Source organism: Delftia sp. HK171 (assembly GCF_001886655.1).
In the GTDB taxonomy this organism is placed as follows: Bacteria; Pseudomonadota; Gammaproteobacteria; order Burkholderiales; family Burkholderiaceae_C; genus Comamonas; species Comamonas acidovorans.
On sequence record NZ_CP018101.1, the window covers coordinates 3,483,682 to 3,510,184 of the forward strand.

Below are 26,503 nucleotides of genomic sequence, written 5' to 3' on the forward strand. Positions count from 1 at the left end.
GGTGCAAGGCTCAAATCTCAGATGTCCTCGCGCAACGCGTAGGGCAGGGGCTTGAGCTGCAGCGTCACGGCCTGTGCGGCATCGGCGCGCTGGCCTTCGCCCAGTGCGGCGTGGGCCAGCAGGGGCTGGTCGGCCGAGCTGGTCTGCATGGAGACGATGGCGTCCCAGCCGCCACCAGGCGCCGGGGCGGCCTGGACCACGGTGCCGGTGGCCTGCTCCAGGTCCTCGGGCGTGAAGACCTCCATGCCGGTGGCCAGCGGCTGCTGTGCATGGGCCAGGTAGGCGCGGCGCTTGAGCGTGCCCCGGAACTGGCTGCGGGCCACCACTTCCTGGCCTGGGTAGCAGCCCTTCTTGAAATTCACGCCTTCCACCGATTCGTAGTTGAGCATCTGCGGCACAAAGGCATCCACCACAGGCGCCGACAGCGTGGCAATGCCGCTGGCGACTTCGCTCCAGAGCCAGTCGGCCTCGCTGAGTGCAGGGCCTTCGGGCAGGGGCGCGCCCACGGGCGCCACGCGCAGGGCGCGCGGCTGGCCGGCGGCCGGGTACAGGGCGATCAGGCTGGCGTCGCCGTCATCGGTCTTGGTCCAGGGCACGGCTGCCGGGCCCAGGGCCTGCGCGGCGGCATCGCCAGCCAGCCCGTGCAGCGTGAATTCGGCCGTGGCGTCGCTGAGCTTGCACTTGGCGCGCAGCACGAACATGGACAGGCGCTTGAGCGTGGGCGCAAGCAGGCTGCGGTCGCACAGCAGCAGGATCTCGTCCTTGCTGCGCTTGAAGCCGATGAAGCTGGCCAGCATGCGGCCCTTGGCCGTGCAGAACGCCGACAGACGCGCGTGCTGCAGATCCAGCAGCGCGAAGTCGTTGGTCAGCTGTCCATGCAGGAACTGGGCGGCGTCATCGCCGAGGGCGCGTATCACGCCGAGATGGGAAACGGAAGCAATGCCGTTCAGTAAAGGCTGGGTCATGGCTGAATTATGATCAGCCGCTCTATTGCTTGCTTGGACCGAGGTTGTGCGCTTTATCTTTCGCGCTTTGATGATGTTGCTGGTGCTGGCCGCCGTGCTGGCCGGTGCCGGCTGGTGGTGGCTGAACCAGCCGCTGCCGCTGGCCCAGCCCACGCTGGAGCTGGAGGTCGAGCCCGGCACCACGCCGCGTGGCGTGGCCCGCGAAGTGGTCAAGGCCGGCGTGCAGACCGATGCGCGGCTGCTGTACGCCTGGTTCCGCGTCTCGGGGCTGGACCGGCAGATCAAGGCCGGCAACTATGAGCTGACCACGGGCCTGACTCCCTATGTGCTGCTGCAAAAACTCGCGCGCGGCGAGGAATCGCTCAAGGCCCTGACCCTGGTGGAAGGCTGGAACTGGCGCCAGGTGCGCGCCGCCCTGGCCCGCGAGGAATTCCTGCGCCAGGAAAGCGCAGGCATGGACGACGCTGCCCTCATGCAGGCCCTGGGCCGGGCGGGCGTGGCGCCCGAGGGCCGCTTCTTCCCCGATACCTATACCTATGCCAAGGGCAGCTCAGACCTGGCCGTGCTGCGCCGCGCTCTGCACGCCATGGACCGGCGCCTGGCCGATGTCTGGGCGCTGCGCTCGGCCGACACGCCGCTCAAGACGCCCGACGAAGCGCTGATCCTGGCCAGCATCGTCGAGAAGGAAACCGGCCGCGCGGCCGACCGCGTACAGATTGCCGGTGTCTTCAGCAACCGCCTGCGCATCGGCATGCTGCTGCAGACCGATCCCACCGTGATCTACGGCCTGGGCGAGAAATTTGACGGCAACCTGCGCCGCCGCGACCTGCAGACCGATACTCCCTGGAACACCTACACCCGCGCGGGCCTGCCGCCCACGCCCATCGCCATGCCCGGCAAGGCCGCCCTCATTGCCGCCGTGCAGCCCGGACAGACCAAGGCGCTGTACTTTGTGGCGCGTGGCGACGGCACCAGCCATTTCAGTGCCTCGCTGGACGAGCACAACCGCGCCGTGAACCGCTACCAGCGCGGCCAGCAAAGCCCTGGGCAAAAGCCCTGAGATATTCCCCCAGGGCTGCTGCGCTTTGCGCAGCGCTTGCGTATCCTCTCTTCCCATATGACCACTGCAAATCCCGCCGGCCTGTTCATCAGCTTCGAAGGCATCGATGGCGCCGGCAAGTCCTCGCACATCGCGTCGCTGGCCCAGGCTTTCCGTGACCAGGGCCGCACGGTGACGCTCACCCGCGAGCCCGGCGGCACGCCGCTGGCCGAAAAGCTGCGCGCGCTGATGCTGCACGACGCCATGGACCCGCTGACCGAGGCCCTGATCGCCTTTGCCGCGCGACGCGACCACCTGGTGCAGGTGATCGAGCCCGCGCTTGCGCGCGGCGAAGTCGTGCTCTGCGACCGCTTTACCGATGCCACCTTTGCCTACCAGGGTGCGGGCCGGGGCTTTGACCTGCAGCCGCTGGCCACGCTGGAGCGCATGGTGCAGACGGGCACCGCCCCCCAGCCCGATCTGCTGCGCGAGCCCCACCTGACGCTCTGGTTCGACCTGCCCGCCGAGGTGGCCGCCGAGCGCCTGGCCTCGGCCCGTGTCCCGGACCGCTTCGAGTCCGAGCCCGGCAGCTTTTTCGCACGCGTGGCCCAGGGCTATGCGGCGCGCGCTGCCGCCGCGCCCCAGCGCTTTGCGCGCATCGACTCCAACGCCAGCCGGCATGCGGTCTGGCAGCAGATCACCCAGGTCATGGTGCGCCGGGGCTGGCTGGCCATCATGGTCGGCGGACAGGCAGGTGCGGCATGAGCGAGGCCCTGCCACAACCGGCCGAGACCGGCACCGCCTGGATCGCCGGGCAACGCACGCGCCTGCTGGCCCAGCGCGGCCACGCCTGGCTGCTGCAGGGGCCTTCCGGCCTGGGCCAGTACGCGCTGTCGCTGTCGCTGGTGCGCGCCTGGCTGTGCGAGTCGCCGTCGCCCCAGGGGGCCTGCGGCCACTGCGGCAGCTGCCACGCCATTGACGTGCGCGCCCATGCCGATCTGTGCGTGCTCATGCCCGAGGTGCAGATGATGGCGCTGGGCTGGCCGCTGCCCGAGAAGGCCCAGGCCGACATCGACGACAAGAAGCGCAAGCCCAGCAAGGAAATCCGTGTCGAGGCCATGCGCGACGCCGTGGAGTTCTGCCAGCGCACCAGCGCGCGCGGGCGCGGCAAGGCCGTGCTGGTCTATCCGGCCGAGCAGATGAACGCCATCACGGCCAATGCGCTGCTCAAGACGCTGGAGGAGCCGCCGGGCGATGCCCGCTTCGTGCTGGCCAGCGAGGCGGCCCACCAGCTGCTGCCCACCATCCGCAGCCGTTGCCTGACCCACACCATGGCCTGGCCCGATCAGCAAGAGGCTCTGGCCTGGCTGCAGGGGCAGGGCGTGGTCCCGGAAGCGGCCGACGTGGCGCTGCGCGCCGCAGGCGGGCGGCCCGGCGACGCGCTGGCATTGGCGCACAGCGGTGGCGGCAAGGACATGGCCGCATGGTCCCAGTTGCCGCGTGCGCTGGCCAAGGGCGATGTAGCGGCCCTGGCCGCCTATGCTCCGCCCCATGCCGTGGAGGCCTTGCAGAAGATCTGCCACGACCTGATGGCCCTGGCCGCAGGCGCCGCGCCGCGCTACTTCACGCCGGCCGACCTGCCTTCGCGGCCGCTGGACATGGGCCTGCTGGCCGAATGGTCACGCGCCCTGGCCCAGGCTGCGCGCACGGCGGACCACCCCTTCAACGCCGGGCTCATGACCGAGGCCCTGGCCGCCGAGGCCCGGCGCGTGCTCATGTCCGGCCAGCCTGCCCGCCAGCGCCGGGGATGAGGCGCGGGGCGTGGCGGCAGTGCGGCAGCGCGGCTGGGTGCTTTTCGCCACATGAAAGCCCGTCCTGTTAACCTACTGCCCTGGGCCCGGTGCCGATCGCGCCGGCCGCTCACCGAACCAATGTCTGCAAACCACCCATGAGCACCGCACCCACCACACCCCGTCCCAGCGTGATGCAACTGGCGATCAAGGAAAAGGCCGCGCTGTACGCCGCCTACATTCCCATGTTCGCCGAAGGGGGCGTTTTCGTGCCCACGCAGCGTGAGTACCGTCTTGGCGATGATGTCTACGTGCTGCTGACCCTGCCCGACGAGCCCCAGCGCTACCCCGTGGCCGGCCGCGTGGCGTGGATCACGCCCGCGCGCGCCTCGGGCAACCGCACGCAGGGCATAGGTATACAGTTCCCAAAGGACGAGAAGTCCGCCGAGCTCAAGGCCAAGATCGAGAACATCCTGGGCTCGGCCCTGGCATCGGACAAGGCCACGCAGACGGTCTGAGTCCTGCACCTGCCTCTGCCCGCATGCCGACACGGAGGAAATGCTCTCCGGTCGGCATGCCTGTTTCTGAACCACGAGATTCCATGTTTACCGATTCCCACTGCCATCTGAATTTCCCCGAGCTGCAAAGCCGCCTGCCCGAGATCCGCGAGGCCATGGCGGCCGCGCGCGTCACGCGTGCGCTGTGCATCTGCACCACGATGGAGGAATTCGGCGATGTGCACCAGCTGGCGCTGGACCACGACAATTTCTGGGCCACGGTGGGCGTGCACCCCGATACGGAACACATGACCGAGCCCAGCGTGGCCGACCTGGTAGAGCGCGCCGCCCTGGCGCGCGTGGTGGCCATCGGCGAAACGGGACTGGACTACTACGGCATGGAAGACCGCAAGGGCGGGCGCACGATTGCCGACCTGGAGTGGCAGCGCGAGCGCTTTCGCGTGCACATCCGCGCGGCACGCCAGACACACAAGCCCCTGGTCATCCACACGCGCAGCGCCTCTGATGACACGCTGGCCATCCTGCGCGAAGAAGGCGAGGACGGCTCGGCAGGCCAGGCCGGCGGTGTCTTTCACTGCTTCACCGAGACCATGGAGGTCGCGCGTGCGGCGCTGGACCTGGGCTACTACATTTCCATGTCAGGCATCGTCACCTTCAAGAACGCCCAGCACCTGCGCGACGTGGCCGCCTTCGTGCCGGCCGACCGCCTGCTGATCGAGACCGACAGCCCTTATCTGGCGCCCGTTCCCTATCGCGGCAAGACCAACAATCCGTCGTATGTGCCGTACGTGGCCCAGCAGATTGCACAGGTGCGCGGCATGTCCGTGGAGGACGTGGCGGCCCTGACCAGTGCCAACTTCGACCAGTTGTTCAAGGGGGTTGTCGCATGCGACTGAATGCTGTGGCCGTCGGCCGTGTGGACCGTCGCCGCTGGCTGGCCCGGGCCGGCCAGGCCGTGGTGGCCCTGGCCGCAGCCAGCGGCGGGCTGGCGCATGCCAGCCAGTACGACGACTACGTGCGCGCCATCATCAGCGACAACGAGCGCGCCATGGTCAACCTGATCTTTCGCGGCTTCGACCCCAACACCCGCGACACGCGCGGCCGCCCGGGCCTGGTGGCCGCCTTGCACCAAGGCTCGCTGGGTGTCTTCGACGTGCTGCTCAAATCCCCGGGCATCAAGGTCAACGAGGCCTCCCAGCAGGGCGAAACGCCGCTGATGATGGCCTGCATCAAGGGCCACCTTGACCTGGCAAAGGAACTCATACGCCGGGGCGCCGATGTCAACCGCCCCGGCTGGACACCGCTGCACTACGCCACCTCGGCCGACCTGCCCAAGACGCTGGACATCGTCAAGCTGCTGCTGGACAACAGCGCCTACATCGACGCCGACTCGCCCAACGGCACCACCCCGCTGATGCTGGCCGCCCAATACAGCAGCGAAGCCGTGGTGGACCTGCTGATCAAGGAGGGCGCCGACGTCGTCCTTCGCAACCAGCGTGGCTTCACCGCCGCCGACTTTGCCCGGCAGGTGGACCGCCAGTACATGGTCGACAAACTCACCAAGGCCATCAAGGCCGAGCGCAAGACCCAGCCTTCGCGCGGAAGCTGGTAGCAGAAAGCCAGGCGAGTGGCACTGCCGGTGCCGCCGCTGTCCAGCTCAGGTTGTGTGATTCCTGCTCAATCGGGCGTACAGGCCGTCCCGCGCCAGCAGCTCGGCATGTGTTCCCTGCTCGGCAATACGGCCGCGCTCCATCACCACCACGCGGTCGGCATGCTCGATGGTCGAGAGCCTGTGTGCGATGACCAGGGTCGTGCGGCCCTGCATCAGCCGCGTCAGCGCCTCCTGCACCAGGCGCTCGGATTCGTTGTCCAGGGCCGAGGTGGCCTCGTCCAGGATCAGGATGGGCGCATCCTTGTACAGCGCCCGTGCAATCGCCAGCCGCTGGCGCTGCCCCCCCGACAGTTGGCTGGCGTTGTGGCCCACCACCGTCTGCAGGCCGTTGGACAGGCCGCGCACATGGGAGCCCAGATTGGCGGCATCCAGCGCGGCCCACAGCTGGGCCTCGTCTTCCACCCCGCCCAGCGCCACGTTGGCGGCAATGGTGTCGTTGAACATCACCACGTCCTGGCTGACCATGGCGAACTGCTGGCGCAGCGCGGCCAGATCCCATTCGGGCAGGGGCGTGCCGTCCAGCAGCAACTGGCCGCCCGTGGGCTGCAAAAAGCGTGGCAGCAGGTTCACCAGCGTGGTCTTGCCCGCGCCGGAGGGGCCGACCAGGGCCACCACCTCGCCCGGGCGCACGCGCAGGTCCACATGGTTCAGGGCCGGTGCCTTGTCCTCGCCAAACTGCACGGACACGTCGCGCAACTCGATCTCGCCACGCGCCTTGCCGGGCACCTGCGTGCCGCCGGTCTCGTCGCCCGAGCCCTCCAGCAGATGCAGGCCCCGCTCCAGCGCCGCCACGCCACGCGTGATGGGGTTGGCCACATCGGCCAGGCGGCGGATGGGGGCAATCAGCATCAGCATGGCCGTGATGAAGGCCGCAAAGCTGCCCACCGTCACATCCTGCACATTGGCCGCAGCAGCGCCCGTGCCCCGGCTTTGCCACAACGCAATGCAGATCACGGCCGACAGGGCGGCGGCGGCCAGCAACTGGGTCAGCGGCGTCATGGCCGCCGAGGCGATGGTGGCCTTGATGGCCAGCTTGCGCAGCTGCCCGCTCAGGCCGCCAAAGCGCTTTTGCTGGCCCTGTTGCGCGCCATGCAGGCGCACCATGCGGTGGGCCAGAACGTTCTCTTCCACCACATAGGCCAGGGAATCGGTGGCCTCCTGGCTGATCTTGGTGATGCGGTACAGGCGGCGCGACAGCGTCTTCATGATCCAGGCCACGCCCGGCACCACGGCCGCCACCACCAGCGTCAGCTGCCAGTTCAGATACAGCAGGTAGCCCAGCAGCGCCACCAGCGTGAAACCGTCGCGCGAGATGCCCAGCATGGCCTGCACCAGCAGCGTGGAGCCGGTCTGCACCTCATAGACCACGGTATTGGACAGCGATGAGGCCGATTGGCGCGAGAACAGCGCCATATCGGCCGCCAGCAGCCGCTCGAACAGGCGCTTGCGCAGCGCCAGCATGCCCTCGTTGGCAATGCGCGCCAGCGCGTACTGGCCCACGAACTGCGACAGGCCCCGCACCAGGAACACGCCGATGATGGCCAGCGGCACCGACCACAGCGGCAGCGTGCCGTCGGTGAAGCCGCTGTCCAGCAGCGGCTGCAGCAGGGCAGGGATCAATGGCTCGGTGACCGCACCCACCAGCGTGGCGGCCACGGCCATCGTCCAGGCCAGGCGCTGGCCGCCAAAGTAGGGTGACAGGCGCTTGAGGCGCTGCGACAGGGTCAGGGTGCTGGCGAGATCAAGGGCCGCCGGTGCGGCGGACGGCGCAGGGGCCGGCGGCGGTGAAGATGGTGCTTGCATGAAGCGCGGATTTTACGGCGGGCTTGCCTGGGGCTGCCTCATGGGGAACTGATGCGGCTGCCGGGGATCGAGAAAGCCTGGGCCGACAGACCCTACAGTGCACGTTCTTACATCGTGACGCATCCAGTGTGTGTAACATTCGCACCTGTGCAAGTACCGGGGTCTTCCCGTAGATATTGATGAATGCCAATGACTATTGACCGACTCCTTTCTCCCTCCTCCCTGGCGGCCGTGCCGCGCACTTCGCGCCGAACCCTGCTGGCCGCTCTCGCCTCAACCCCCGCAATTCCCGCGCTGGCCCAGTTCCGCGTCGAAGTGACGGGCGTGGGCCTGACCCAGTTGCCCATCGCCATTGCAGCATTCAAGGGAGAAGGGCAGGCGCCCCAGAAGATCTCGGCCATCATCCAGGCTGACCTGGAGCGCAGCGGTCAGTTCCGCGCCGTGGACACGGCCGGCGTGCAACTGGACGAAACCTCGCGCCCCGACGTTGCCATGTGGCGCCAAAAGAGCGCTGACTCGCTGGCCGTGGGCAGCATCACGCGCCTGGCCGATGGCCGCTACGACGTGCGCTTTCGCCTCTGGGACGTGGTCAAGGGCCAGGACCTGGGCGGCCAGGGCTTTGCCGTCACCACCGGCGACCTGCGCCTGGTGGCCCACCGCATCTCCGACTACATCTACGAGAAACTCACGGGCGAGAAGGGTGTGTTCTCCACGCGCATCGCCTACGTGACCAAGGCAGGAAGCAACTACCGCCTGTGGGTGGCCGATGCCGATGGCGAGAACGCCCAGTCGGCCCTGTCCAGCCCGGAACCCATCATCTCGCCTGCCTGGTCGCCCACCGGCACGCAACTGGCCTACGTGTCCTTCGAGTCGCGCAAGCCCGTGGTCTATGTGCACGATGTGGCCAGCGGCCGCCGCCGCCTGGTTGCCAACTTCCGGGGCTCCAACAGCGCACCGGCCTGGTCGCCCGACGGCAACTCCCTGGCCGTCACGCTCAGCCGCGACGGCGGCTCGCAGCTGTACCTGATCAGCGCCCAGGGCGGCGAGCCGCGCCGACTGATGCAAAGCAGCGGCATCGACACCGAGCCGAACTTCTCCAGCGACGGCCGCTCCATCTACTTCGTCAGCGACCGTGGCGGTGCTCCGCAGATCTACAAGGTGCCGGCCTCGGGCGGCAGTGCGGAACGCGTCACCTTCACCGGCAACTACAACATCTCGCCCAGCGTCAGCCCCGATGGAAAGTGGCTTGCCTACATCTCGCGCGTGGGCGGCGGCTTCAAGCTCCACGTCATGGACCTGGGCACCGGCACAGTGAATGCCATCACCGACACCACGGCCGACGAAAGCCCCAGCTTCGCCCCCAACAGCCGCCTGATCGTCTACGCCACCCTGCAGCAGGGCCGCGAATCCCTGATGACCACCACGCTCGACGGCAAGATCAAGGCGCGGCTGGCAGGACAGGGCGGAGACATCCGCGAGCCCGACTGGGGTCCGTTCCAGCGCCAGTAATAGCCCAGCTTCCTCGATTTCTTTTCAGTCAACCAGTCAACTCAGCACGAAGTCCACCCGGACATACGGAGATTTTTCATGATCACCATCAAACGACTTTCCCTGGCACTTGCAGTCACCGCACTCATGGCAGGTTGCAGCTCGGGCGTCAAGCTTGACGAAACCCCGGTCACCGACGCGGGCGCCACCAGCACGGGCCAGGGCAGCGGCGCCGGCACCGGCAGCACCTCGCAAAGCGGCATCTCGGGCGTGGACCTGACCGGCTCGGCCGCCGACAAGGCAGGTCCCCAGGGCGTCAGCCGCGTCGTCTACTTCGACTTCGACAGCTACGTCGTCAAGGCCGACGCCCAGCCTCAGATCGAAGCCCACGCACGCTTCCTGAAGGCATCTTCCGCTCGCAAGGTCCAGATCGAAGGCCACACCGACGAGCGCGGTGGCCGCGAATACAACCTGGCCCTGGGCCAAAAGCGTGCCGAAGCCGTGCGCCGCTCGCTGGGCCTGCTGGGCGTCAGCGACGCGCAAATGGAAGCCGTGAGCTACGGCAAGGAAAAGCCTGCCTCCGAAGGCCATTCCGAAGACGCCTACGCGCAAAACCGCCGCGCTGAACTGTCCTACCGTTGATGAACATGCAGCGCTCCCCGATCCTGCATCGCACCGCGCTGCGCACGCTGCTGGCGGCCGGCCTGATGGCCGGCTACGCCGCCAGCGGCCATGCCGCACTGTTCGGCGATGACGAGGCGCGCCGCGCCATCCTGGAAATGCGCCAGCGCGTCGACAGCATGCAGCAGTCGCAGCAGCGCATGACCGAGGAAAGCTCGCAAACGCGCCGTGGCCTGCTCGAACTGCAGTCGCAGATCGAGCAGCTCAAGTCCGAGCAAGCCAAGCTGCGCGGGCAGAACGAGCAGCTGCTGCGCGATGTGGCCGAGCTGCAGCGCGGCCAGCGCGACATCGCCAAGGGCGTGGACGAGCGCCTGCGCCAGTTCGAGCCCGTCACGGTGACGGTGGACGGCCAGGAATTCGCAGCCGACCCGGCAGAGAAGCGCGACTTCGAAGCGGCGCTGGCGCAGTTCCGCGCAGGCAGCTTTGCCGAAGCCGGCACGGCGTTCTCGTCCTTCCTGAACCAGTGGCCCAAGAGCGGCTATGTGCCCTCGGCACGCTTTTGGCTGGGCAACGCGCAGTACGCCAATCGCAACTACAAGGACGCGATCACCAACTTCCGCGCGCTGCTGGCAGCAGCCCCCATGCACGGCCGGGCGCCGGAGGCGGCACTGTCCATCGCCAACTGCCAGATCGAGATGAAGGACACCAAGGGCGCGCGCAAGACGCTGGAAGACCTGATCAAGGCCTATCCCAATGCCGAAGCCACGGCTGCGGCCAAGAACCGTCTCGCCAGCCTCAAGTGATGAACGACACGGTCTCTTCATCCCTTCCGGAAGAAGACAAGACAGCGCCTGAAGCAGGCGCTGTTTTTTCTGATGCCGACCTGCAGCGCCGCTTCGGCGGCCTGGAGCGCCTGTATGGCGTGCCGGGCGCCGCGCGCATCCGAGCCGCGCACGTCGTCGTGGTGGGCATCGGCGGCGTGGGCTCCTGGACCGCCGAGGCGCTGGCGCGCAGCGGCGTGGGTGAGCTCACTCTGATCGACATGGACCATGTCGCCGAGTCCAACATCAACCGCCAGATTCACGCGCTCTCCACCACCGTGGGCCAGGCCAAGATCGAAGCCATGCGCGAGCGCATCGCCCAGATCAACCCCGCCTGCCGCGTGCACTGCATCGACGACTTCGTTGACCCGGACAACTGGCTGCGCCTGCTGCCCCAGGACGCCGACGCCGTCATCGACGCCTGCGACCAGGTCAAGGCCAAGACCGCCATGGCCGCCCATGCGCGCGCCACGCGGCAATGCTTCATCGCCGTGGGTGCAGCGGGCGGCAAGCGCCTGGCTCACAAGGTCGATATCGACGACCTCAGCGCCACCACGCACGACCCGCTGCTGGCCCAACTGCGCTACCGCCTGCGCCGCGAACACGGCGCACCCAAGGAAGGCAAGCGCATCGGCATCGCCTGCGTCTTCAGCCGCGAGGCCGTCGCCCCGCCCGATGCCTCTTGCGCCATCGAAGGCGACGGCACGCTCAACTGCCACGGCTACGGCTCGGTAGTGGCGGTCACCGCCACCTTCGGCCAGTGCGCCGCAGGCTGGATCATCGATCAACTGAGCCGCATCAAGAATTGAAGCGTAAATTTTGGTGCTAGAATCTATGTCTTCGCTAAGCAGCATCTGATGCATGCAAAGCGTGGTTCGGGTCTTTAGCTCAGTCGGTAGAGCAGCGGACTTTTAATCCGTTGGTCGCGAGTTCGAATCTCGCAGGACCCACCAAAGAACACAAGGCCTCGTAGCAATACGGGGCCTTTTTTCTTTGCTATCGAAGACGTAGCAAAGCGGGGTCGAGATTTACGGCCAGTGTTCCGCAATTCACCGAACAGGCTTCACCTTCTTGCCGACCTTGTGGCGGATGTACTGGGCTGTCATCCCCTCCGTCGTGTGCCCCAGCAGCGCCTGGGCGTGGCGTATCCCGCCGTCGTCATCCACAGTGGTGGCGGCCGTGGCGCGCAGGTCCCGAAACTGGAATTGCGCCTTGGGAATGCCGGCGGCATCCCGAGCGGCGTCGAAGCGGTCGCGGAGCATGTTCTTTGTCAACGGCTGACCCGCCTCGTTCACAAGCAGGTGCGCGGTGTCCGCTTTGACCTGGGCTTTGTACGCCTGGATCTCGGCCAGCAGCTCCTGAAGTTCGCCTGTTACCTCGATGCGCAGCTTGGCTGTCTTGCCCTGGCGGACGTGGAGCATGCCGCCGGCAATGTGGGCGGTGCTCATACGCAGCACGTCGGCCGGGCGCTGGCCAGTGAGGAGCGCCAAGTGGACAGCGAACCGCAGGGATACTGCGGCCTTCTCCAGCAGCCGAGCCATCAGGTCGTCGCCGACTACGACATCCCGCCATCCTCCCGGAAGCCTCGCACGCCTGCGCAGGGGTTGGAGGCCTTCGTGAGGCTCTGTTCCCGGGCAAAGTTCCACATGTGCGAGAACAGGGACTTCTCCCGATTGGCGCGCACCTGGCCGATGGAATCCGGAATCGGCTGAGCCGGTAGTCCAACTTGCCTGAGGGCGCAATGCGGGGGAGTGACTTGGCTCATGCTGGTCCAGAACACAGAAAGCCAGCTCTGTGGCTGGCTTTTTGAAGAAGGAGAGATCATGACAGCGCACTTCACGCGCTGTGCTCACGCACGGAAAAAAAGCCACTGTGGAGTGGCTTTAATTTGGTTGACGAAGGTTTGCCTAGCTAAGCATCTCGATTTATTTGCTTTTCTTCTTCATAGATCCTTCGTTCCTCTCTGGATAAAGGGTCATTCTTTCTTTTGCTATCAAGTGCTTCTATCTGAACTCCTGGAGAAAAGATACTCTTGACGGAATCCCAAAATACTTCCCATGGGGTGCGAGGTTGTGAAAGCATATTGAACTCCAATTATCTTCCGTTGAGGTAGGGAGGAGGTGTGTCCCGCAGTTCAGCAGAATCCAAATTTATAGTAAATTCTGTGTCCCAATCGCTGATTTTTTTCTTGCGTGGTGGGTCAGGCGTGCGGAAATAGTCATCGTTAGATACAGCATGACTATCAACATCTGGAAGAGGATATTTATTTGGCCGGCTAAATGAACCTTTTGTGTCTTTGACTTTCATGTGGACCTCCGGTCCTGTGTGTTGACCGAAAATGACCAACTTCTTTCACACTACTCTGATTTCCAGCGGAAAACCGTTTGGGTAACAACAATTACCTATATGTAGAAGCGGATCAGGGCAGCGAAGCCCGTCGCGAGAGGGCGCGTCTCGCGCCCCGCATCCATGCCCTCAGGAAATGTCAGGAACTGCTCGCGGTCTTTGCAAACGATCCATCTCGGAGGCTGTTATGAAGGAAAAAGACCCCTGGCAGTCTCGCATCCAGGGGCTTGGGGAGCCGCCTAGACTTGGCGCGCACCCCTTTGAGTGGCGTATGGGCCTGTCGTTGCTTAACTGTTGGCCGTTCTTATAAGAGGCTGCTTCCGGACCTTGCGGTATCTCCAGGCCGCAGGCTGGCTTGGCTGCGCGAGAAGGTACCAAGACAGCGTGCTGCGCTCATGCTTCTCGATATGTGTACGCGGATGTAATACAGCTTCCAAAGGAACAAAAATAGGCGCCCAATGAAACTGCTCATTGGCAATTTCGTTTCCTCCAGAGGCGTTCCTAATTTGAAACTCGGGAGAAAATGTTATGGATCAAAGAATAAGTGAGCCCGAGCTAGGGGCATTGCACGTTTGGCATGCAAGCATGGTGCTGCTGGCACGCCGTGGCGAGATGCTTGGAATTTCTGTATATGAAGCGCCTGCGATCGCAAGCCTAGCCGCACGCTGTGAGTCCCCATATCACATGCTAGTGATAGAGGTAGACGATCCTTGGGATGTGTCCACCCAAAATCGCATTCGCGCGAGCCTTAGCAGGTTTACGGCATAGGCTTGTCTGCGTTTAAAACACTCAGACTCTCGCCGTTTTGTCGTATAAATGACATGTTGCCAAAAAATTCCCTTTTCTGGTGCATGCAATAACCACAATGCTTGTGATAGATGTGAAATGGCTAATGGGCCTAGATGTTGAATTGCATTTGTCTTACAGCGCTCACCAGTACAGAAGCTCATGCTGTGTTAATGACCACACCTAGTAAAAAATCCCCTGGCCAAGTGCCCACATCCTCTTCTCGTAACAGGTTTTCCACGCGCAGGACACTCTACATCGGCATCGCTGTGGTAGTTGTTGCTCTTCTGGTTACGCTTGTTCCCTGGTAGATGATCACGGCTGCTTTTGCGAGCTGTACGTAACAGCCTTGCGGGGACGTGCGATCCCAAAAAGGCCTCTATGAAGAGGTTTAGGGGAGCGATTATAAAAACAGAGTGGTTCAGATGGATGAAAAAGAGCCCGCATTCAGCGGGCTTTTCTATAATTATCATTATATCGGTCTGTGATATTTATCCTCGCGTCCCTCTATATGTGCATTGTGCCTATTGATGTGTTCATGCTGAGAAGATGCTTGGCTGTACGACGGGGCGTTGAGATTGTTTTGAAGCTCTTCTTCGTATATTAATATATCTTCTTTAGACAATGGGTAATCTTGCTCAGTGGTTTTCATGGGATCTAGGTGAGCTTTGGGGAAAAATACGGTTTTTATAGAATCCCAGAATTTTTCAAAAGGGGTACGAGGGAGTAAGAACATATTGGCCTCCAGTGCGCAAGCCATTTAGAGAGGGCGGGCATATCTGTCGTTCGCGCAATACGGCAGATTTAAGAGCGACCAGAGATGCTGTATTCCACCAGCTGCGCATTATTTTGTGCGGTGGATCAGGAGTGTGGGAGTAATCATCTCTTGATACGGAATGGCTATCAACATCAGGTAGCGAAAAACTTTCGATGTGGATGGTTGAATCAGATTTTTTTCTTAATTTCATGTGAAACTCCGGTTTGGATCGTTGGTCAAAGATGACTGACTTTTCACACTACTCTGATTTGCGCGGTAAAACCGTTTGCGTAACAATAATTACCTATATGTAGTAGCGTTTCATGGCGTCGAAGGACATTAGAAGAGGGCGCAAGGCACTCCCTGTGCTTCTGGCTATCAGGAAATCATCAGGAAACTCTCACGGTGTTTACCTGTTCGCGTTTGTCCGGGACATCTGCGGTCTGTAGCGTTTGTCGGAACTTTCGAAGGTCCGAGATCTTCTTGTCCAGAGCCTTCGCTGCGCCATGAGCCCTGGCCAGCGGCACATCCGCCAACACTCCATCAGCATCCTCTCCGCGCTGAACCCAGGCTTTGAACTCGTTCTCGCTGATGTGGATCCGCTTAAGGTTCTCGTGGTGGGCGTTGCTCTGGCCGTTGGCGCCGCGCGTGTTCCCGTAGAGGCGACCTGCCAGAACACGACAAGGCTCGCCGTCGAGATGGTTCCGTCGTTGGTGCCCAGCACTGCAGCGCGCAGCCAACCTACCTGAGCGGTTCATGGCGCTCAGGATGCGTTCGATAGTGGAATGACTTCATAGGCATCTTTTCGTCAACGCGAGGAGCGCCAGGCAGTATGCGGCAGCGTGTTGTCGTGTGGGATGTAGTGATTATTTTCATGGCTTCTCTAATGTGGAATAAATTTCCATTAAGCTTTATCAGCCTTCGGATAATGCCATGGATTTTTTTATTCGATCGATCGCCGCAACTACGCCCGCCTCAAAATCTCTCCAGTTTTTTACGCCAGAGTGACGCATTTCATTCATCTTCTCATCTGCGGATTTAATCTCGGTATGCATTCTATTAATGTGCATCTTAGTATTTACTTTGGCATCGGAGCTTGCTAAGTCATATTTCTTCTCAAGTTCTGATACCGCTGCCTTCCCTTTGGATATCTCCTTTCCGGCATTTGCTAAGAACTGCTCGCGAACCATCGCCTCGTTGGTATAGGTGAATGCTGGCATGTCCTTTACACTTTGTTTTGTAGCCCCCATGATAATCAGTTTTCCTGATATTTCATTAATTTCACGGATTGGAATGGCCACATCATGTTGTCCTATTCCGACAAACCCTCCGGCACTCACGATGGCATAAGTCACGTTCTTATCAGGTGAAATAATAAGATCATCTACTCTGCCAACTTTTCCTCCAGTGTCGTTAAATATAAACTTCCCTATCAATGATTTCTTTGCGCTCCATCCCACGGCGGCGCTGGTGGTTTGGGAGGTCTTAACATCCATTGTGGTAGTTGATCCTGCAATTTGTGCCCTTGCTGTTGCAGCGGAAGCTAGGGCAGCGGCTAATGCCAGAACGGCAAGAAAATGGTGTGAATGTTGATTTTTCATGATGAGGTTCTCCAAAACGTACCACATCGGGTGTTGGATGTTTGGTGTACGTTTTATCGCTTTTATACTTATCAAGTAGCTCTGTCTGTACGCGAACGTACAGTGGCTTTTTTTTGACCCTGACACCATTGATGCAGAAATTTCTCTGGAAATATTTCAAGTGTGTGCTGGCGCACAGACATGATTTTAGGTTAGACATATTATTCTGATTGTTGAAGCATCTAGGAATTACCATGAAAACTGACACACAATTACAGCAAGATGTAATGGCGGAGTTGAAGTGGGAGCCTTCTGTGCACGCATCACAGATTGGTGTAGAGGTCAAGGATGGCGTTGTCACTTTGGCTGGAGAGGTCAGTAGCTGTTTGGAAAAATGGGGGGCTGAAAGGGCCGTGCAACGTGTGGTAGGTGTTAGAGCCTTGGCGATCGACATGACTGTCAAGTTGTCGCAAATGGGAAAGAGGACTGATACCGATATCGCGGCATCCGCGCGAAACGTGCTTAGCTGGACGAATTCGGTTCCTATCGACACCGTTCAGGTCCTTGTAGAAGATGGTTGGATTACCTTGTCTGGGGAAGTGGTTTGGAACTATCAGCGTAGCGATGCTGCCGACAGAGTGCGCCTCTTGCCGGGAGTGCGCGGTGTGAGCAACCAAATTTCCATCAAACCCAGGGCTTCAGCCATCGTCGTAAAGTCAGAAATCGAGGATGCCATCAAGCGTCGTGCGACTTCTGATACGAAAACGATTGTTGTTGATGTCACGGGTGGCGATGTGACGTTAACAGGGACCGTCCGTAGTTGGACGGAGCGTGATCTCGTAGTTCATTCTGCCTGGGGAAGCCCGGGTGTCCGCCAGGTATTTGACAGGATGACCATCATCTGACAATTTTGGCGAAGGCCGTAGGCTTGAATCGTTGTCGCCAATTCATAGCCATTGTCGTCGTGCCTACCTGAAGCGGATGTCTGATGAATCACAAAGGATCTGAGCCATGACCGAAGCCTGTCTAAAGTATGCAGAAATAGGGTGAAAGAGGCATGATTTCGAAAACACCAGAGGCGTGGATGATTGAAAATGTGTTTTCTTTTTGTCTATTTCAGTGGAACGGATTTCTAATCTGTTGGTCGCAAGTTCAAATCTCGAAGTACCCAACAACAAAAACGCGGAAGCCGCGCTATTGTAAAAGTAGCGCGGCTTCGTTTTGTCCCCAATTGAGGAATAGAGGTCTGGGCTGCTGCCGGTTTCATCTTCCACCTTAACAAGAGGTCATCAAAACCGGCAGCAGCTCACAACGTCAACCACATGTCCAGCACTTTTTTGGAGTAGAAAACATGAAAAATTCCATCCAAGCTCCCTGTCCTCTGTGCAGCCTGACCAGTACAGCCTACTTGGAAAACTATGCCAAGTGGACGCATTTTGTGTGTCCCTGTTGTCGTGAGTTCAAAGTGAACAAGCTGGTCATTAACATGTTGCGTGCTGAATCTGTTGATGTTCGTGAGCGGCTGTCACAGGAGGCTCGGGCGTTAACGGGGAGCAACTATCTTCATATCGCTGCAGCTGAGGGCAAGTCATTGCAACCCAAGGGGCTGACTCCTTGGCGCGCAGAGGTGCGGCAGCGGCCGGTTTAATGTTCAGCCGTCCGGTCCATGCCCAGGGTTTGCCCAGAGCGCGATACGGGTGAACACTGGAGCCATGCTTCATCTACCCACTCGGCCCTGCAGGTCAGACCTCCTAGAAGATCCTTCACGTCGTTTCTAGCTTTCTCCGCGTATCCTTCGCCGATATAGCCCAGCTTTATTAATGTCTCCAGCATAGATAAGGCCCCTGCATTCCATGCTTCCGAAACGGTTAGGGTTGTGCGTATCTCATCTGGTAGAGCTTTTGCCCAGTCATCGAATTTCATATAAGTGCCTTGTCTCCGGTGTTCATGCGGTGACTTTCAATGCGGCTTACCTGCTCGCTGAAGAAAAAAGGGCCTGTTGGCCCTTTAGATTTTTTATCCAGCAGATTTATTGCTGAGCCTGTTCTTGCTCAGACCGCTTTTTTTGCTGCTCGGGCGCGTGCGATCCCTCTTTCAGAGGTCGGCTTTGCTCCTGCTGCGAGGGTTGCGGCTTGTTGCCTTGTTGCTGGTTGTTGCCAGGGGTATTTTGGAAAACGGCCATGAAGAGCTCCTTGGTTATCAAAAGCCAAGATCGGCTCCTGAGGTCTAACGATGCTCCTTTTCCTAATTTTCTGCTGTAGTCAAATAGGCTAATGATTATTTAATGTGTAAGCAGCGTGCCGAAAAGATTTTATTTTTTAGGGTAAAACTGGACCTGAATAGGTTTCTGGTTTCACATAATATGTAGAAATGACGTTCGATCAGATCGCAATTGCCCTGCTGGGGTCCCTGGCAGCTTGGCTCTCCCAAGCCCGGGGAAAGAGCTGGCGCAAATGGGCGCCGGTTTTCGGAATGCTGGGGCAGCCGTTCTGGTTTTATGCCAGCTGGCAGGCCGAGCAGTGGGGCATCTTCGCCGTGTCGATCATCTATGCTGGCGCGTGGGCCCGGGGGCTGTGGGTCTACTGGATCTCGCCGCGGCGTGAGCATGGCACGGAGCCCATTCAACTGGTCCCCCGCCGCAAGCCATGATCTATGCCCTGCTGGGTTAGACCAAAGTGGAGATTTCTGACACCGGCGATGCGCTGATAGTGGAGGGTTCAGGCAGGCGGTGTGCTATGACCAAAACCTGCCAAAAATAGGGTGAAATAGGGTGAAAAAGGCATGATTTCGAAAACACCAGATGAGTGGCTATCGTTGCAAGTGATTTATACGAAAGGTATTTTCTCTTATGCCTATTTCGATATATCGGACTTTTAATCCGTTGGTCGAGAGTTCGAATCTCCCAGGACCCACCAAAGAACACAAGGCCCCGTAGCAATACGGGGCCTTTTTTCTTTGCTATCGAAGAAGTAGCAAGAGTGGCGTTCAGGCCGCTTTTTTCTTGGCCGTTGTGCGGGGTTTTTTGCCAACCAACGCAACAGCACTTTTCAGCATCTTCGTCGCCAGATGGCTGGACCGCTTCGTGCTCACTGCAGACTTGTGCACCAGCACGCCGCCCATGGTGTACAGATCCACGCCGGCGTTGATCATCTCGCTGGCTGTGCTGTGCCGCAGGTCATGCAGCGGGGCATGGCTGTAGCCGGCCGCTCGCGCGCCAGCCTTGAACGCTTTGCGCGCACGTCCACGCCGCGCTGATGAACAGCCACAAGTGCCTGTGCAATGTCAGGAGCCTGGAAGGCGTAGGCCAGCACCTGAATGCTTGTCTTGGCGCTGGCGATGGTGTCCAGCACCAACTTGTGGGCGGAACCTTCGGGTGAGAACCCTACCTGCACGCTCGACTGGGCAAAGGAGGCAATCGGCAGAGCGAGCAGAGTCGCCAGTGCAATGCGAGGAAGGTTTTTCATACGCAGATAGTGCTGCGCCCGCGCTGTCTGAGGGCGCGGCGTCACTTCAATTCACGACTGAAATTTTGAGCGTGTACGCGGACGACTTGCCCTTCCGGGCGGCCGCACGATTGAGGAAGACTCGCACACGGTAGTCACCGCTGGCGGGCAAGGCGCCGGTCCAAGTGGGCCCGTCTGCCATTTCGCCGCGGAACAGCGCTTCATCGCTGCCAGGTGGGAGCACGTTGAAGTAGGTCGAGGTGGATTTCGTCTCCATCTGCACGGTCATCGTCTGCCCGGCGCCCGCGCGGACCACGTAGTCGCGCACCTCCACCTTGTTGCCTTGGAGCTTGCCCTGGACGGTGGCGCTCGACGTGCCTTTCTTGAAGTTCACCGCAGTAGAGGGAACATCCGCCTGAGCTATCGCTGGCACTTGCACTACCGTTAGGCAGGCGACAAATGCAGCTGTGCAAATTCTGGAAAGCATGCAGGTCCTTTCTAGGAGGCGCATATCGCCCCGTTCACATACAGGCTACCAGACGATCGGGCGCATTGTGCGACAGCCTCCGACGAGCCGCCTCGCAGAGATGACGGTGCCTTCCCAAGCCTGCCACGTTCGGCAGGATGAGCAAGGAACAGAAGCAGGCTCCCCAGTGGGAGCGCATTGAGCTGGACTACAGGGCTGGCCCCCCACAACGCGCCCGTAGGACTCTCGCCACCGGAATCTTGCTCAGGGACCGACAGCCTGCAGCCCGCTGGCGGGGCACCATGCAAGCTCTAAAGAAACAGGAGCAATGAATGGCGATTTCAGAAAAGATCCAGGACCTGCGCAAGTGGGATGACTCTCGCAAGGGATTCACGGGAGAGCACTGGCTGGTGCTCGGTGCTGGCCTATTGGCTCTGCGCCACGCCCGGCGCACGGAAAGTGGCATGGGCCGTGTCGTGAGTGGTGCGCTGGGCACGGCACTGATAGCGCGGGCGGTAACCGGCCGCGATGGTGTGCTGGGAACGGCAGAGCGCTTGACTGCAAAGCCCACGCTGGCCGAGCGCCTGCAGATCGCCGCGCGCCGCCTGTAGATACGCAGACGAAGAAAAGGCCCGCAGTTGCGGGCCTTGTTTTTGGGGTCAGGGCTGCATCAACGCTGGCGGCGCATGCGACGCAGGCCGAACATTGCCAGCAGGGCAGACATCAGAATGACACCCCACTCGCTGAGCGTCGGAATGGCTGCAGCGCCGCCGGCTGGAGCTGCTGCCAGCACGGGCACGAGTGGGTCTGCGATCACGCCCACGGCAGGGTTGGTATCACCCGGGCCGTTGTCGGTGATGGTGTAGGTCACCTTGGTGCGCGCACCGTTCACGATCACGTTCAGCGCGGTCGCAGGGTCGAACCATCCGCCGGCTCCATCGGGCTTACGGAACTGCACGCCTTCGGGGAGAGCGCTGGGATAGGTGAGAGTCATCGTCACAGATCCGGTGCAGTTTTCAGCGCTGAAAGCGAATTGACCGCTGGGCGCTTGGAGGTTCGGAGGGGTGGAGGTCACAGGTCCGAAGCCGCCGCCAGGTTGCAGCGTGCAGGTGGTGCCGCCGCCGGACATCGTGGCAGACGGTATGCCTGTCATGCCAGGCACACTGCCGGGCGCGCTCACCAACTGCAGCTTGCGCGGCGTGGCTTGTGTGCTTGCAGAGGCTGCACCGGTTGTCCCGTTGGATGCCACGACCGTGAAGTTGTAGGTGAAGCCATTGCTCAGGCCAGCCACGACGATGGGGGATGTCGTTCCCTGCTGAGTGATCACACCAGGCGCACCGGGCACGGCCACGGGGGTCGCGGTCACGGTATAGCCTGTGATGGGGGTGCCGCCGTCAGATGCAGGTGCAGTAAAGGTCACCGTAGCCTGCCCGTCGGCTGCAGTGACGTTGCCAATGGTGGGGGCTCCGGGTGCCGCTGCATTCACCATGAAGGTTTGAGACACCTGTGATGCAGGCAGATAGCTTGCGTTACCACTTTGGTTCGCATCGACGGTGCAAGAGCCTGTGTTCACAAAAGTCAGCATGCCGCCCGACGTGACCGTGCACACGGCAGTTGTGGTTGCACTGAAGGCCACGGGCAGGCTGGAACTGGCCGTCGCGGTCAGTGTTGGCGTTGTGCCGAAAGTTTGGTCGCCGGGGTTTGTGAACGTGATGCTCTGGGTTTGCTGTCCATTCACCAGTACGCCGGTCGTGGCGCCTACGTTTGCCAAATTCAGTACAACGTTGGTGCCTCCGCTCGTCATCGTGCTCCCATTGAGATTGATGGCTGTCCCTAACGTCACTCCATTTGCATCAAAGTCACCTGGCTGCACGGTGTATATGAAAGTCAGGGTGGAGGTGTTGCTGCCACCGACGAAGTTCGCTTGCCGGACAGTTGAACCAATCGTCAAAGGAATTGACGGTGGGCCGCCAGCTGTGACGGCGACGGGAGCGCTGTAGGTCACATTGAACTGCAGGTTCTGTCCAGCACTATAGGTTCCGTTGGGAGGAACGCTTACTGATTGCACTGAGGGGGCAGCGGCCGCAAGCATGTAGCTCAGCGCGGTTTGGCAGGCGTTGGCGTCTGTGATGGTCACCCAATACTGACCGGGAGCTAGTCCTGTCGCGGTTGCCGCTGTGCCCCCGGAGGGGATCCAGGCGTAGGTGTAGCCAGGAGTCCCCCCACTCGCGACAACTGCTGCGCTACCGTTGTTGCCTCCAGTGGGATTGATCTGCGACTTTGTGCCTGATAGGGCTGCTACAGGTTGTCCAACTGTGACAGACGCAGTTCCCTGTAAGTTGTTCGAGTCAGTAACTTCGACGGTGTAAGTGCCAGCCATGAGCCCTGAGGCGGTAGCGTTTGTGCCTCCAGTGGGTGCCCATGAGTAGGAGAAGGGCGCAACACCGTTCTGGATGCTGTGGGCCGTGGCTGTGCCATTGTTTCCTCCGTAACACGAGACATTGGTATGTGATGTGGATACGTTGAGCAACTGTGCGCTGGCGGAGCCAGCAAAGGCCACAAGAGCCACGGCGCTGCCCAGTGCCCATGTGCGGAAATTCCCGGATGACATGTTGGTTCCTTTTTAGCGAACGGCTCGCTCCCTGCAGCGCTCTATACCGAACCCATGTTCGATGGCCGAATTCGTTGCAAATTGTAGAAATTTGTGTATTTTGTGTATATCACTGAAACTTGGTAGTTATTTGGATTGGGCGGCCTGGTGCTGTGGCGGTCGCCCCAAGCCTGCCAGCTTCGGGCGGATGAGCAAGCAACAGAAACAGGCGCCGCAGTGGGAGCGCGTCGAGCTGGACGCGCGCTGTCTCTGACGGCCTGCGCGAGCAATCTGCAGATGCCGCCCGCAGACTTGCCAGCACTCCCCCGCATCCGTCCTTGAATACGCCACTGCCGTCAATGCCGTATATGAAGACTGCCGCGCAGCGTATGGGGACATGGCAGCAAAGGCTGCAGGACACGCAGCCGATGTCCAATCATTAGGTGCTGCATGGCCTGGAATATCCAAGGATTTAAATCGCGTTTAATTTCTTGGTTAGATGCTTGATTATAGGAAATCAACTAATGAATTTTTAGGTCAGAGTGTGATTTATGGTTTATCCCAAGCTCGTCAATTCCTGAAAGTGTCGCAGGATTAAATGATTCATATTGTCAGCTTGGGATTAGATTAGCTTGCGGCTAGGGATGTGATTTTTTTCTGCAGCTCCTCTAAGAGTGGCTAACCCCACTCCACCAAATGGCTCCTCAGCGGTTGTGCTCGCTGCCCTCATGGCACGACGACCCGTAAGCAACGAACTGTGGCGATAGCTGCAACCCCTGATCCCAGCCTTCGTGCCTTCCGCCAAAGGTGGTGCGCGCAAGCTCGCAGTCAGCGATGAGGCCGCCCTCAACGGCATCTTGTTCGTGCTGCAAACAGGCATTCCATGGGAAGACCTCCATTGGAGCGGGGTGGATGCAGCCGGCCAACTCGTCCAACCGGCCAGAACGGTACTGGGCTTTTGCCATAGCAGTGCAGCCGTAATGCTGACGCCCATGCCGTGCTTGGGCGGCGGAAAAAACTACTACCAGGCTGAAAGGCATTGAAGGAATCACAGCGCACGCGCGCTGTGATCATTCCTTTTGGGGCGGGTCCTCAAAAATCCGTCCCGCTCCTGTGCTCAGTACTGGCGCCGCGTCCTGGCTACGCCGACCAAGGCCAGCAGGCCCGACAGCAGCAGCAGGCTCCATTCGCCAAGCGTGGGGATGGCCTGGGCTGATGCGATTGGGGGCGCGAAGGTGATCAGAACGGACCCGTCCGCACCATTCGAATCTCCGACGCCACCCATCCCCGCTCCGCTGGTGGCTGCTGCGAATGTGATTCCGGTGCCGTAGCTGCTGCCACCACCACCAGCGCCGCCTATGTCGTCAGTGTTCCCGCCGCCGCCACCACCGCCGCCGCCGTAGCCGCCGCCACCACCACCGGCGTTGTAGCCGCCGGCTCCTCCGCCGCCAGCGCCGCCACCGCCCAAACCGGGGCCCATGCTGCCGGCGCTGGCGCCACTGGCTCCTGGTCCTGCAGGACCCACGCCGCTGCCGCTGCCGCCTCCGTCATTGCCTGTGGCCGTGCTGCCGTCCCTGCTGCTGGTGCTGCCGCCAGCGCCTCCCGTGCCGTCGGTGCCAATGCCACCGGCCCCGCCTGTGCCAGCCGCCGTACCGCCTGCGCCACCGGGGTGTGCCGGGTTGCCCATCGTTCCGTTGCTGCCGTTGCCACCTCCTACGCCCACTCCCGCATTGCCACCGGAAACTCCAGCGGTGTCGTTGCGGCCGGCGCCGCCTCCGCCGCCCGCCACGGCCAGAACGGTGAGGGCGGATGTGTCGATGATGCTGCTGCTTCCACCGCCCCCTGCGCCGACAGGCCCTCCTGTGGCGCCTCCGCCACCGACGCTGATCAGCAGGTTGTTGGCAGGAGTCACAGCCAAGCTGCCTGTGCCAACGGCGGCGTTTCCTCCTGTCACCATGGATGAGCTGAGAACGCCCCCGCCGCCACCGCCGATGAGGGTGACGGTCATGGTCGTGATGCCTGCAGGTACGGTGCAAACCTGGGGTCCGCCAGCGGCGGTGTACACCGTTCCACTGACGCAGGGCGCCGCCCAGGCCGCAGGGGCCAGGCACGCAGCGCAAGCTGCCAGAAGACGCGCATTCAATATGCCCTTGCGCAGTTCAGGCCAAGGCGCGATCCATCTTTGTTGATTCGGTGTTGTTGCTCGCATTTTTCCTCATCCCTTGGTGAATATATTTTGCGAGCGCGATGCTATGTGATGGCCTGAATATTGTCTATTGAGGAATTACTTGATTTCGGCTTGTAAGGTCACGTTGATATTGTTTATATATTGATATAAATCAATCAATAGAAGATTCAAATGTATTGACTTTGAGATTATTGTATTTTATTTGTTTGGATTTATTTTTTCAGCTGAATGCCAATAAACCGTCATGGTATTAATCGGCGGAGATTAGCTCTGCTATTTTTGGTTTTTAATAGAAAATGCCTTGAATTAATGCGAGGCCTTTTCCTATGCAAAGCACAACGCGGAATCAACATTGAGGCAGCAGTGCGCGAGCCCGTGGCCTGTGCCTGAAGTTGATTCTCACAATCCAAGAAACTCAAACGGCACCGATTCCTGAAAATTCCGCGTGGCATCGCCCGAGAATGTGTGGTCCTGATCCGGTCCCAGGTCGAGCTTGAGCACCTTGCCGGTTTGCTTGCTGAAGTCCAGTGCCTTGAGGTCCACCCAGAAGGTATTCGGAGTCAGGGCTGATTCGAAGAAGTAGAGCTTGCGCTGGTGGTCGAACACGGTTCTCCAGCGGGTGGACGAAATGTTGGGCTCTTCGGGAGTGTTCAGGCCATATGGCACCGAGGCATTGCGGATCACGCTGAAGACGCTGGCAAGCGCCTTGTTGGGGTCCGGGCTTTTGGGGATCGCGTTGACGTAGAACGATGCGCGGGCAAAGCGGTCGGCGGCCCGGTTGGTGCCGGGCAGCATGGTGGTGCCGCCCACTTGCTTCCAATAGGCGTTCAGGGCCAGCTGCTGATCGAAGGTCGGCGAGTTGGTCATGACCTGGTATTCACGACCGTGGTGTATCACCTGCCGGCCGTTGATGTACTCGACGATCGCGCTGTCGCCGCTGGCGTCGGACATCGAGAGGTGCAGTGTCGTCAGGCGGTTCTCTCCGGGCACGTTGTCCGAGACGATGGTGAAGGGCTCTTTCTCCAAAGCCGCGACGGCTTCTTTCACGGTGGCGAAGTTGTCCAGCACATATTGCGCCCAGGCCGCAATGGTCAGGCCGGGTTTGCTGCCTGCGCCGAAAGCGGGATATTGGGATTCCACGAGCCATAGCAGGTTGGCATTCAGGCCGGCCTCATTGACTCCATCGGTGGTGGAAACGTCATAGCCCGAGGTGACAACGCTGCCGTACCTGGAAGTCCAGCGCAGGGAATTGGGGCCGGCCTTGCCGCTGCGCTCCATGCCGCGCGGCAGTACCCAGAGATTGCTGACGATGTCGCTTTTCCAATCCATGGAGCGTGCCGTCACGACCTGGCCATTCGCACCCAAATAGACAAGGCGAGTACAGGCCCAGGCGCTGGAAAGGGCTGCAAGCCCGGCAAATCCCACCAGCAATGCGCCCACAACGGGACGAATCTGCAATGTGCTTTTCTTCACGGGCAATTCCTTTGTAAGCAAATGAACTGGCGCAGTGTAGGCGGCAGGCATTTGCATCCAGAGTCGGATAAAGCCGCATTGGAGACGGCCAAGGCGATGGCCGATGGTGTTATGGGTGTGGTGCGGGCAACGGCACGCGCGCTGTCAGCACGGTCAG

27 protein-coding genes, 1 tRNA gene and 2 pseudogenes are annotated in these 26,503 nt (G+C 60.8%); 16 read left to right on the plus strand and 14 right to left on the minus strand.

Annotated elements, in window-relative coordinates; genetic code table 11:
- Window positions 1–17: 17 nt before the first annotated feature.
- Window positions 18–965 (minus strand): CAF17-like 4Fe-4S cluster assembly/insertion protein YgfZ, encoded by a 948-nt coding sequence (gene ygfZ, locus BO996_RS15725; RefSeq protein ID WP_071955525.1) that lies wholly within the window; start codon window positions 963–965, stop codon window positions 18–20.
- Between the two features lie 46 nt (window positions 966–1,011).
- Here ygfZ and mltG point away from each other — a divergent pair, with 46 nt between their 5' ends.
- From mltG to BO996_RS15755, 6 genes are all read left to right on the plus strand, one after another.
- A complete protein-coding gene (gene mltG / locus BO996_RS15730) occupies window positions 1,012–2,025 on the plus strand; it encodes an endolytic transglycosylase MltG (protein WP_083571162.1) in 1,014 nt (337 codons plus the stop codon).
- 57 nt (window positions 2,026–2,082) lie between these two features.
- Window positions 2,083–2,769 carry a dTMP kinase gene (gene tmk / locus BO996_RS15735; protein WP_071955529.1) on the plus strand — a complete coding sequence of 229 codons (687 nt, stop codon included), beginning with the start codon at window positions 2,083–2,085 and terminating at the stop codon, window positions 2,767–2,769.
- Window positions 2,766–3,815 carry a DNA polymerase III subunit delta' gene (locus tag BO996_RS15740; RefSeq protein ID WP_071955531.1) on the plus strand — a complete coding sequence of 350 codons (1,050 nt, stop codon included), beginning with the start codon at window positions 2,766–2,768 and terminating at the stop codon, window positions 3,813–3,815. The genes tmk and BO996_RS15740 overlap by 4 nt, the downstream gene beginning before the upstream one ends.
- A gap of 137 nt (window positions 3,816–3,952) precedes the next feature.
- Window positions 3,953–4,312 (plus strand): PilZ domain-containing protein, encoded by a 360-nt coding sequence (locus BO996_RS15745; RefSeq protein WP_012205228.1) that lies wholly within the window; start codon window positions 3,953–3,955, stop codon window positions 4,310–4,312.
- Between the two features lie 83 nt (window positions 4,313–4,395).
- Window positions 4,396–5,208, plus strand: coding sequence for a TatD family hydrolase (locus tag BO996_RS15750; protein ID WP_071955533.1), 813 nt, complete (start codon window positions 4,396–4,398; stop codon window positions 5,206–5,208).
- Window positions 5,199–5,924: an ankyrin repeat domain-containing protein gene (locus BO996_RS15755; protein ID WP_071955534.1), complete on the plus strand. Its 726-nt coding sequence runs from the start codon at window positions 5,199–5,201 to the stop codon at window positions 5,922–5,924. Before BO996_RS15750 ends, BO996_RS15755 begins: the two co-directional genes overlap by 10 nt.
- 45 nt (window positions 5,925–5,969) lie before the next feature.
- Here the strand turns inward: BO996_RS15755 and msbA are convergent, their stop codons facing one another.
- On the minus strand, window positions 5,970–7,787 hold the full coding sequence (msbA, locus tag BO996_RS15760; RefSeq protein ID WP_071955536.1) for a lipid A export permease/ATP-binding protein MsbA: 1,818 nt from the start codon (window positions 7,785–7,787) through the stop codon (window positions 5,970–5,972).
- Between the two features lie 189 nt (window positions 7,788–7,976).
- On the opposite strand from msbA, the gene tolB reads away from it, so the two are divergent.
- From tolB to BO996_RS15785, 5 genes are all read left to right on the plus strand, one after another.
- Window positions 7,977–9,296: a Tol-Pal system beta propeller repeat protein TolB gene (gene tolB, locus BO996_RS15765; protein WP_034392848.1), complete on the plus strand. Its 1,320-nt coding sequence runs from the start codon at window positions 7,977–7,979 to the stop codon at window positions 9,294–9,296.
- A 78-nt stretch (window positions 9,297–9,374) separates the two neighbouring features.
- Complete coding sequence (gene pal / locus BO996_RS15770) at window positions 9,375–9,917, plus strand: peptidoglycan-associated lipoprotein Pal (RefSeq protein WP_013802696.1); 543 nt, start codon at window positions 9,375–9,377, stop codon at window positions 9,915–9,917.
- The gene (ybgF, locus tag BO996_RS15775) at window positions 9,917–10,699 is read left to right on the plus strand and encodes a tol-pal system protein YbgF (RefSeq protein ID WP_012205234.1); all 783 of its coding nucleotides are present in this window, start codon (window positions 9,917–9,919) and stop codon (window positions 10,697–10,699) included. Before pal ends, ybgF begins: the two co-directional genes overlap by 1 nt.
- The gene (locus BO996_RS15780; RefSeq protein WP_071955539.1) at window positions 10,699–11,526 is read left to right on the plus strand and encodes a tRNA threonylcarbamoyladenosine dehydratase; all 828 of its coding nucleotides are present in this window, start codon (window positions 10,699–10,701) and stop codon (window positions 11,524–11,526) included. The genes ybgF and BO996_RS15780 overlap by 1 nt, the downstream gene beginning before the upstream one ends.
- Before the next feature lie 68 nt (window positions 11,527–11,594).
- Window positions 11,595–11,670, plus strand: a tRNA-Lys gene (locus tag BO996_RS15785).
- 96 nt (window positions 11,671–11,766) lie between these two features.
- Here BO996_RS15785 and BO996_RS15790 read toward each other — a convergent pair.
- The 4 genes from BO996_RS15790 to BO996_RS15795 form a co-directional block, all read right to left on the minus strand.
- The gene (locus tag BO996_RS15790) at window positions 11,767–12,258 is read right to left on the minus strand and encodes a tyrosine-type recombinase/integrase (protein WP_071955541.1); all 492 of its coding nucleotides are present in this window, start codon (window positions 12,256–12,258) and stop codon (window positions 11,767–11,769) included.
- A gap of 553 nt (window positions 12,259–12,811) precedes the next feature.
- Complete coding sequence (locus BO996_RS29120; protein WP_156897968.1) at window positions 12,812–13,024, minus strand: hypothetical protein; 213 nt, start codon at window positions 13,022–13,024, stop codon at window positions 12,812–12,814.
- Between the two features lie 1,971 nt (window positions 13,025–14,995).
- Entirely contained in the window at window positions 14,996–15,364 is a 369-nt protein-coding gene (locus BO996_RS30055) for a hypothetical protein (protein ID WP_156897969.1), read from the minus strand.
- A gap of 156 nt (window positions 15,365–15,520) precedes the next feature.
- Window positions 15,521–16,207, minus strand: coding sequence for a PRC-barrel domain-containing protein (locus BO996_RS15795; RefSeq protein ID WP_071957126.1), 687 nt, complete (start codon window positions 16,205–16,207; stop codon window positions 15,521–15,523).
- Window positions 16,208–16,440: 233 nt separating this feature from the next.
- On the opposite strand from BO996_RS15795, the gene BO996_RS15800 reads away from it, so the two are divergent.
- Complete coding sequence (locus BO996_RS15800) at window positions 16,441–17,091, plus strand: BON domain-containing protein (RefSeq protein ID WP_071955543.1); 651 nt, start codon at window positions 16,441–16,443, stop codon at window positions 17,089–17,091.
- Between the two features lie 446 nt (window positions 17,092–17,537).
- The gene (locus tag BO996_RS15805; protein ID WP_225614168.1) at window positions 17,538–17,834 is read left to right on the plus strand and encodes a hypothetical protein; all 297 of its coding nucleotides are present in this window, start codon (window positions 17,538–17,540) and stop codon (window positions 17,832–17,834) included.
- 381 nt (window positions 17,835–18,215) lie between these two features.
- Here the strand turns inward: BO996_RS15805 and BO996_RS29130 are convergent, their stop codons facing one another.
- Complete coding sequence (locus BO996_RS29130; RefSeq protein ID WP_155737659.1) at window positions 18,216–18,368, minus strand: hypothetical protein; 153 nt, start codon at window positions 18,366–18,368, stop codon at window positions 18,216–18,218.
- Between the two features lie 188 nt (window positions 18,369–18,556).
- On the opposite strand from BO996_RS29130, the gene BO996_RS15810 reads away from it, so the two are divergent.
- Entirely contained in the window at window positions 18,557–18,835 is a 279-nt protein-coding gene (locus tag BO996_RS15810) for a hypothetical protein (RefSeq protein WP_071955545.1), read from the plus strand.
- Between the two features lie 336 nt (window positions 18,836–19,171).
- Here the strand turns inward: BO996_RS15810 and BO996_RS15815 are convergent, their stop codons facing one another.
- Genes BO996_RS15815 through BO996_RS15820 form a run of 3 tightly spaced genes read right to left on the minus strand, consistent with a single transcriptional unit; the run spans window position 19,172 to window position 20,023 of the window.
- A complete protein-coding gene (locus BO996_RS15815) occupies window positions 19,172–19,369 on the minus strand; it encodes a hypothetical protein (RefSeq protein ID WP_442856966.1) in 198 nt (65 codons plus the stop codon).
- The gene (locus BO996_RS29715; protein WP_224985937.1) at window positions 19,333–19,650 is read right to left on the minus strand and encodes a phospholipase D-like domain-containing protein; all 318 of its coding nucleotides are present in this window, start codon (window positions 19,648–19,650) and stop codon (window positions 19,333–19,335) included. Before BO996_RS29715 ends, BO996_RS15815 begins: the two co-directional genes overlap by 37 nt.
- Before the next feature lie 46 nt (window positions 19,651–19,696).
- Window positions 19,697–20,023: a hypothetical protein gene (locus tag BO996_RS15820; RefSeq protein WP_232240332.1), complete on the minus strand. Its 327-nt coding sequence runs from the start codon at window positions 20,021–20,023 to the stop codon at window positions 19,697–19,699.
- 404 nt (window positions 20,024–20,427) lie between these two features.
- Between BO996_RS15820 and BO996_RS15825 the strand changes: the two genes are divergently transcribed.
- Window positions 20,428–20,706 (plus strand): hypothetical protein, encoded by a 279-nt coding sequence (locus BO996_RS15825; RefSeq protein ID WP_043781835.1) that lies wholly within the window; start codon window positions 20,428–20,430, stop codon window positions 20,704–20,706.
- Window positions 20,707–20,765: 59 nt separating this feature from the next.
- On the opposite strand, the gene BO996_RS28790 is transcribed toward BO996_RS15825, so the two are convergent.
- Complete coding sequence (locus BO996_RS28790) at window positions 20,766–22,232, minus strand: IPTL-CTERM sorting domain-containing protein (RefSeq protein ID WP_232240333.1); 1,467 nt, start codon at window positions 22,230–22,232, stop codon at window positions 20,766–20,768.
- A gap of 84 nt (window positions 22,233–22,316) precedes the next feature.
- Window positions 22,317–22,706: pseudogene (locus BO996_RS30060) on the minus strand (hypothetical protein); the annotation flags it as partial.
- Window positions 22,707–23,452: 746 nt separating this feature from the next.
- Here BO996_RS30060 and BO996_RS29455 point away from each other — a divergent pair.
- Window positions 23,453–23,581: pseudogene (locus BO996_RS29455) on the plus strand (transposase); the annotation flags it as partial.
- Window positions 23,582–23,802: 221 nt separating this feature from the next.
- Here BO996_RS29455 and BO996_RS15855 read toward each other — a convergent pair.
- Both BO996_RS15855 and BO996_RS15860 read right to left on the minus strand, forming a co-directional pair.
- Complete coding sequence (locus BO996_RS15855; RefSeq protein WP_269667633.1) at window positions 23,803–24,693, minus strand: IPTL-CTERM sorting domain-containing protein; 891 nt, start codon at window positions 24,691–24,693, stop codon at window positions 23,803–23,805.
- Between the two features lie 579 nt (window positions 24,694–25,272).
- On the minus strand, window positions 25,273–26,346 hold the full coding sequence (locus tag BO996_RS15860; protein ID WP_071955551.1) for a linear amide C-N hydrolase: 1,074 nt from the start codon (window positions 26,344–26,346) through the stop codon (window positions 25,273–25,275).
- Between the last annotated feature and the right edge of the window lie 157 nt (window positions 26,347–26,503).

Coding starts and splice junctions, on each gene's coding strand:
- ygfZ (WP_071955525.1), bottom strand. CDS start 965: ATGACCCAGCCTTTACTGAACGGCATTGCTTCCGTTTCCCATCTCGGC.
- tmk (WP_071955529.1), top strand. CDS start 2,083: ATGACCACTGCAAATCCCGCCGGCCTGTTCATCAGCTTCGAAGGCATC.
- BO996_RS15740 (WP_071955531.1), top strand. CDS start 2,766: ATGAGCGAGGCCCTGCCACAACCGGCCGAGACCGGCACCGCCTGGATC.
- BO996_RS15745 (WP_012205228.1), top strand. CDS start 3,953: ATGAGCACCGCACCCACCACACCCCGTCCCAGCGTGATGCAACTGGCG.
- BO996_RS15750 (WP_071955533.1), top strand. CDS start 4,396: ATGTTTACCGATTCCCACTGCCATCTGAATTTCCCCGAGCTGCAAAGC.
- BO996_RS15755 (WP_071955534.1), top strand. CDS start 5,199: ATGCGACTGAATGCTGTGGCCGTCGGCCGTGTGGACCGTCGCCGCTGG.
- msbA (WP_071955536.1), bottom strand. CDS start 7,787: ATGCAAGCACCATCTTCACCGCCGCCGGCCCCTGCGCCGTCCGCCGCA.
- tolB (WP_034392848.1), top strand. CDS start 7,977: ATGACTATTGACCGACTCCTTTCTCCCTCCTCCCTGGCGGCCGTGCCG.
- pal (WP_013802696.1), top strand. CDS start 9,375: ATGATCACCATCAAACGACTTTCCCTGGCACTTGCAGTCACCGCACTC.
- ybgF (WP_012205234.1), top strand. CDS start 9,917: ATGAACATGCAGCGCTCCCCGATCCTGCATCGCACCGCGCTGCGCACG.
- BO996_RS15780 (WP_071955539.1), top strand. CDS start 10,699: ATGAACGACACGGTCTCTTCATCCCTTCCGGAAGAAGACAAGACAGCG.
- BO996_RS15790 (WP_071955541.1), bottom strand. CDS start 12,258: ATGGCTCGGCTGCTGGAGAAGGCCGCAGTATCCCTGCGGTTCGCTGTC.
- BO996_RS29120 (WP_156897968.1), bottom strand. CDS start 13,024: ATGAAAGTCAAAGACACAAAAGGTTCATTTAGCCGGCCAAATAAATAT.
- BO996_RS30055 (WP_156897969.1), bottom strand. CDS start 15,364: ATGAACCGCTCAGGTAGGTTGGCTGCGCGCTGCAGTGCTGGGCACCAA.
- BO996_RS15795 (WP_071957126.1), bottom strand. CDS start 16,207: ATGAAAAATCAACATTCACACCATTTTCTTGCCGTTCTGGCATTAGCC.
- BO996_RS15800 (WP_071955543.1), top strand. CDS start 16,441: ATGAAAACTGACACACAATTACAGCAAGATGTAATGGCGGAGTTGAAG.
- BO996_RS15805 (WP_225614168.1), top strand. CDS start 17,538: ATGAAAAATTCCATCCAAGCTCCCTGTCCTCTGTGCAGCCTGACCAGT.
- BO996_RS29130 (WP_155737659.1), bottom strand. CDS start 18,368: ATGGCCGTTTTCCAAAATACCCCTGGCAACAACCAGCAACAAGGCAAC.
- BO996_RS15810 (WP_071955545.1), top strand. CDS start 18,557: ATGACGTTCGATCAGATCGCAATTGCCCTGCTGGGGTCCCTGGCAGCT.
- BO996_RS29715 (WP_224985937.1), bottom strand. CDS start 19,650: ATGAAAAACCTTCCTCGCATTGCACTGGCGACTCTGCTCGCTCTGCCG.
- BO996_RS15825 (WP_043781835.1), top strand. CDS start 20,428: ATGGCGATTTCAGAAAAGATCCAGGACCTGCGCAAGTGGGATGACTCT.
- BO996_RS15855 (WP_269667633.1), bottom strand. CDS start 24,693: ATGACCGTCACCCTCATCGGCGGTGGCGGCGGGGGCGTTCTCAGCTCA.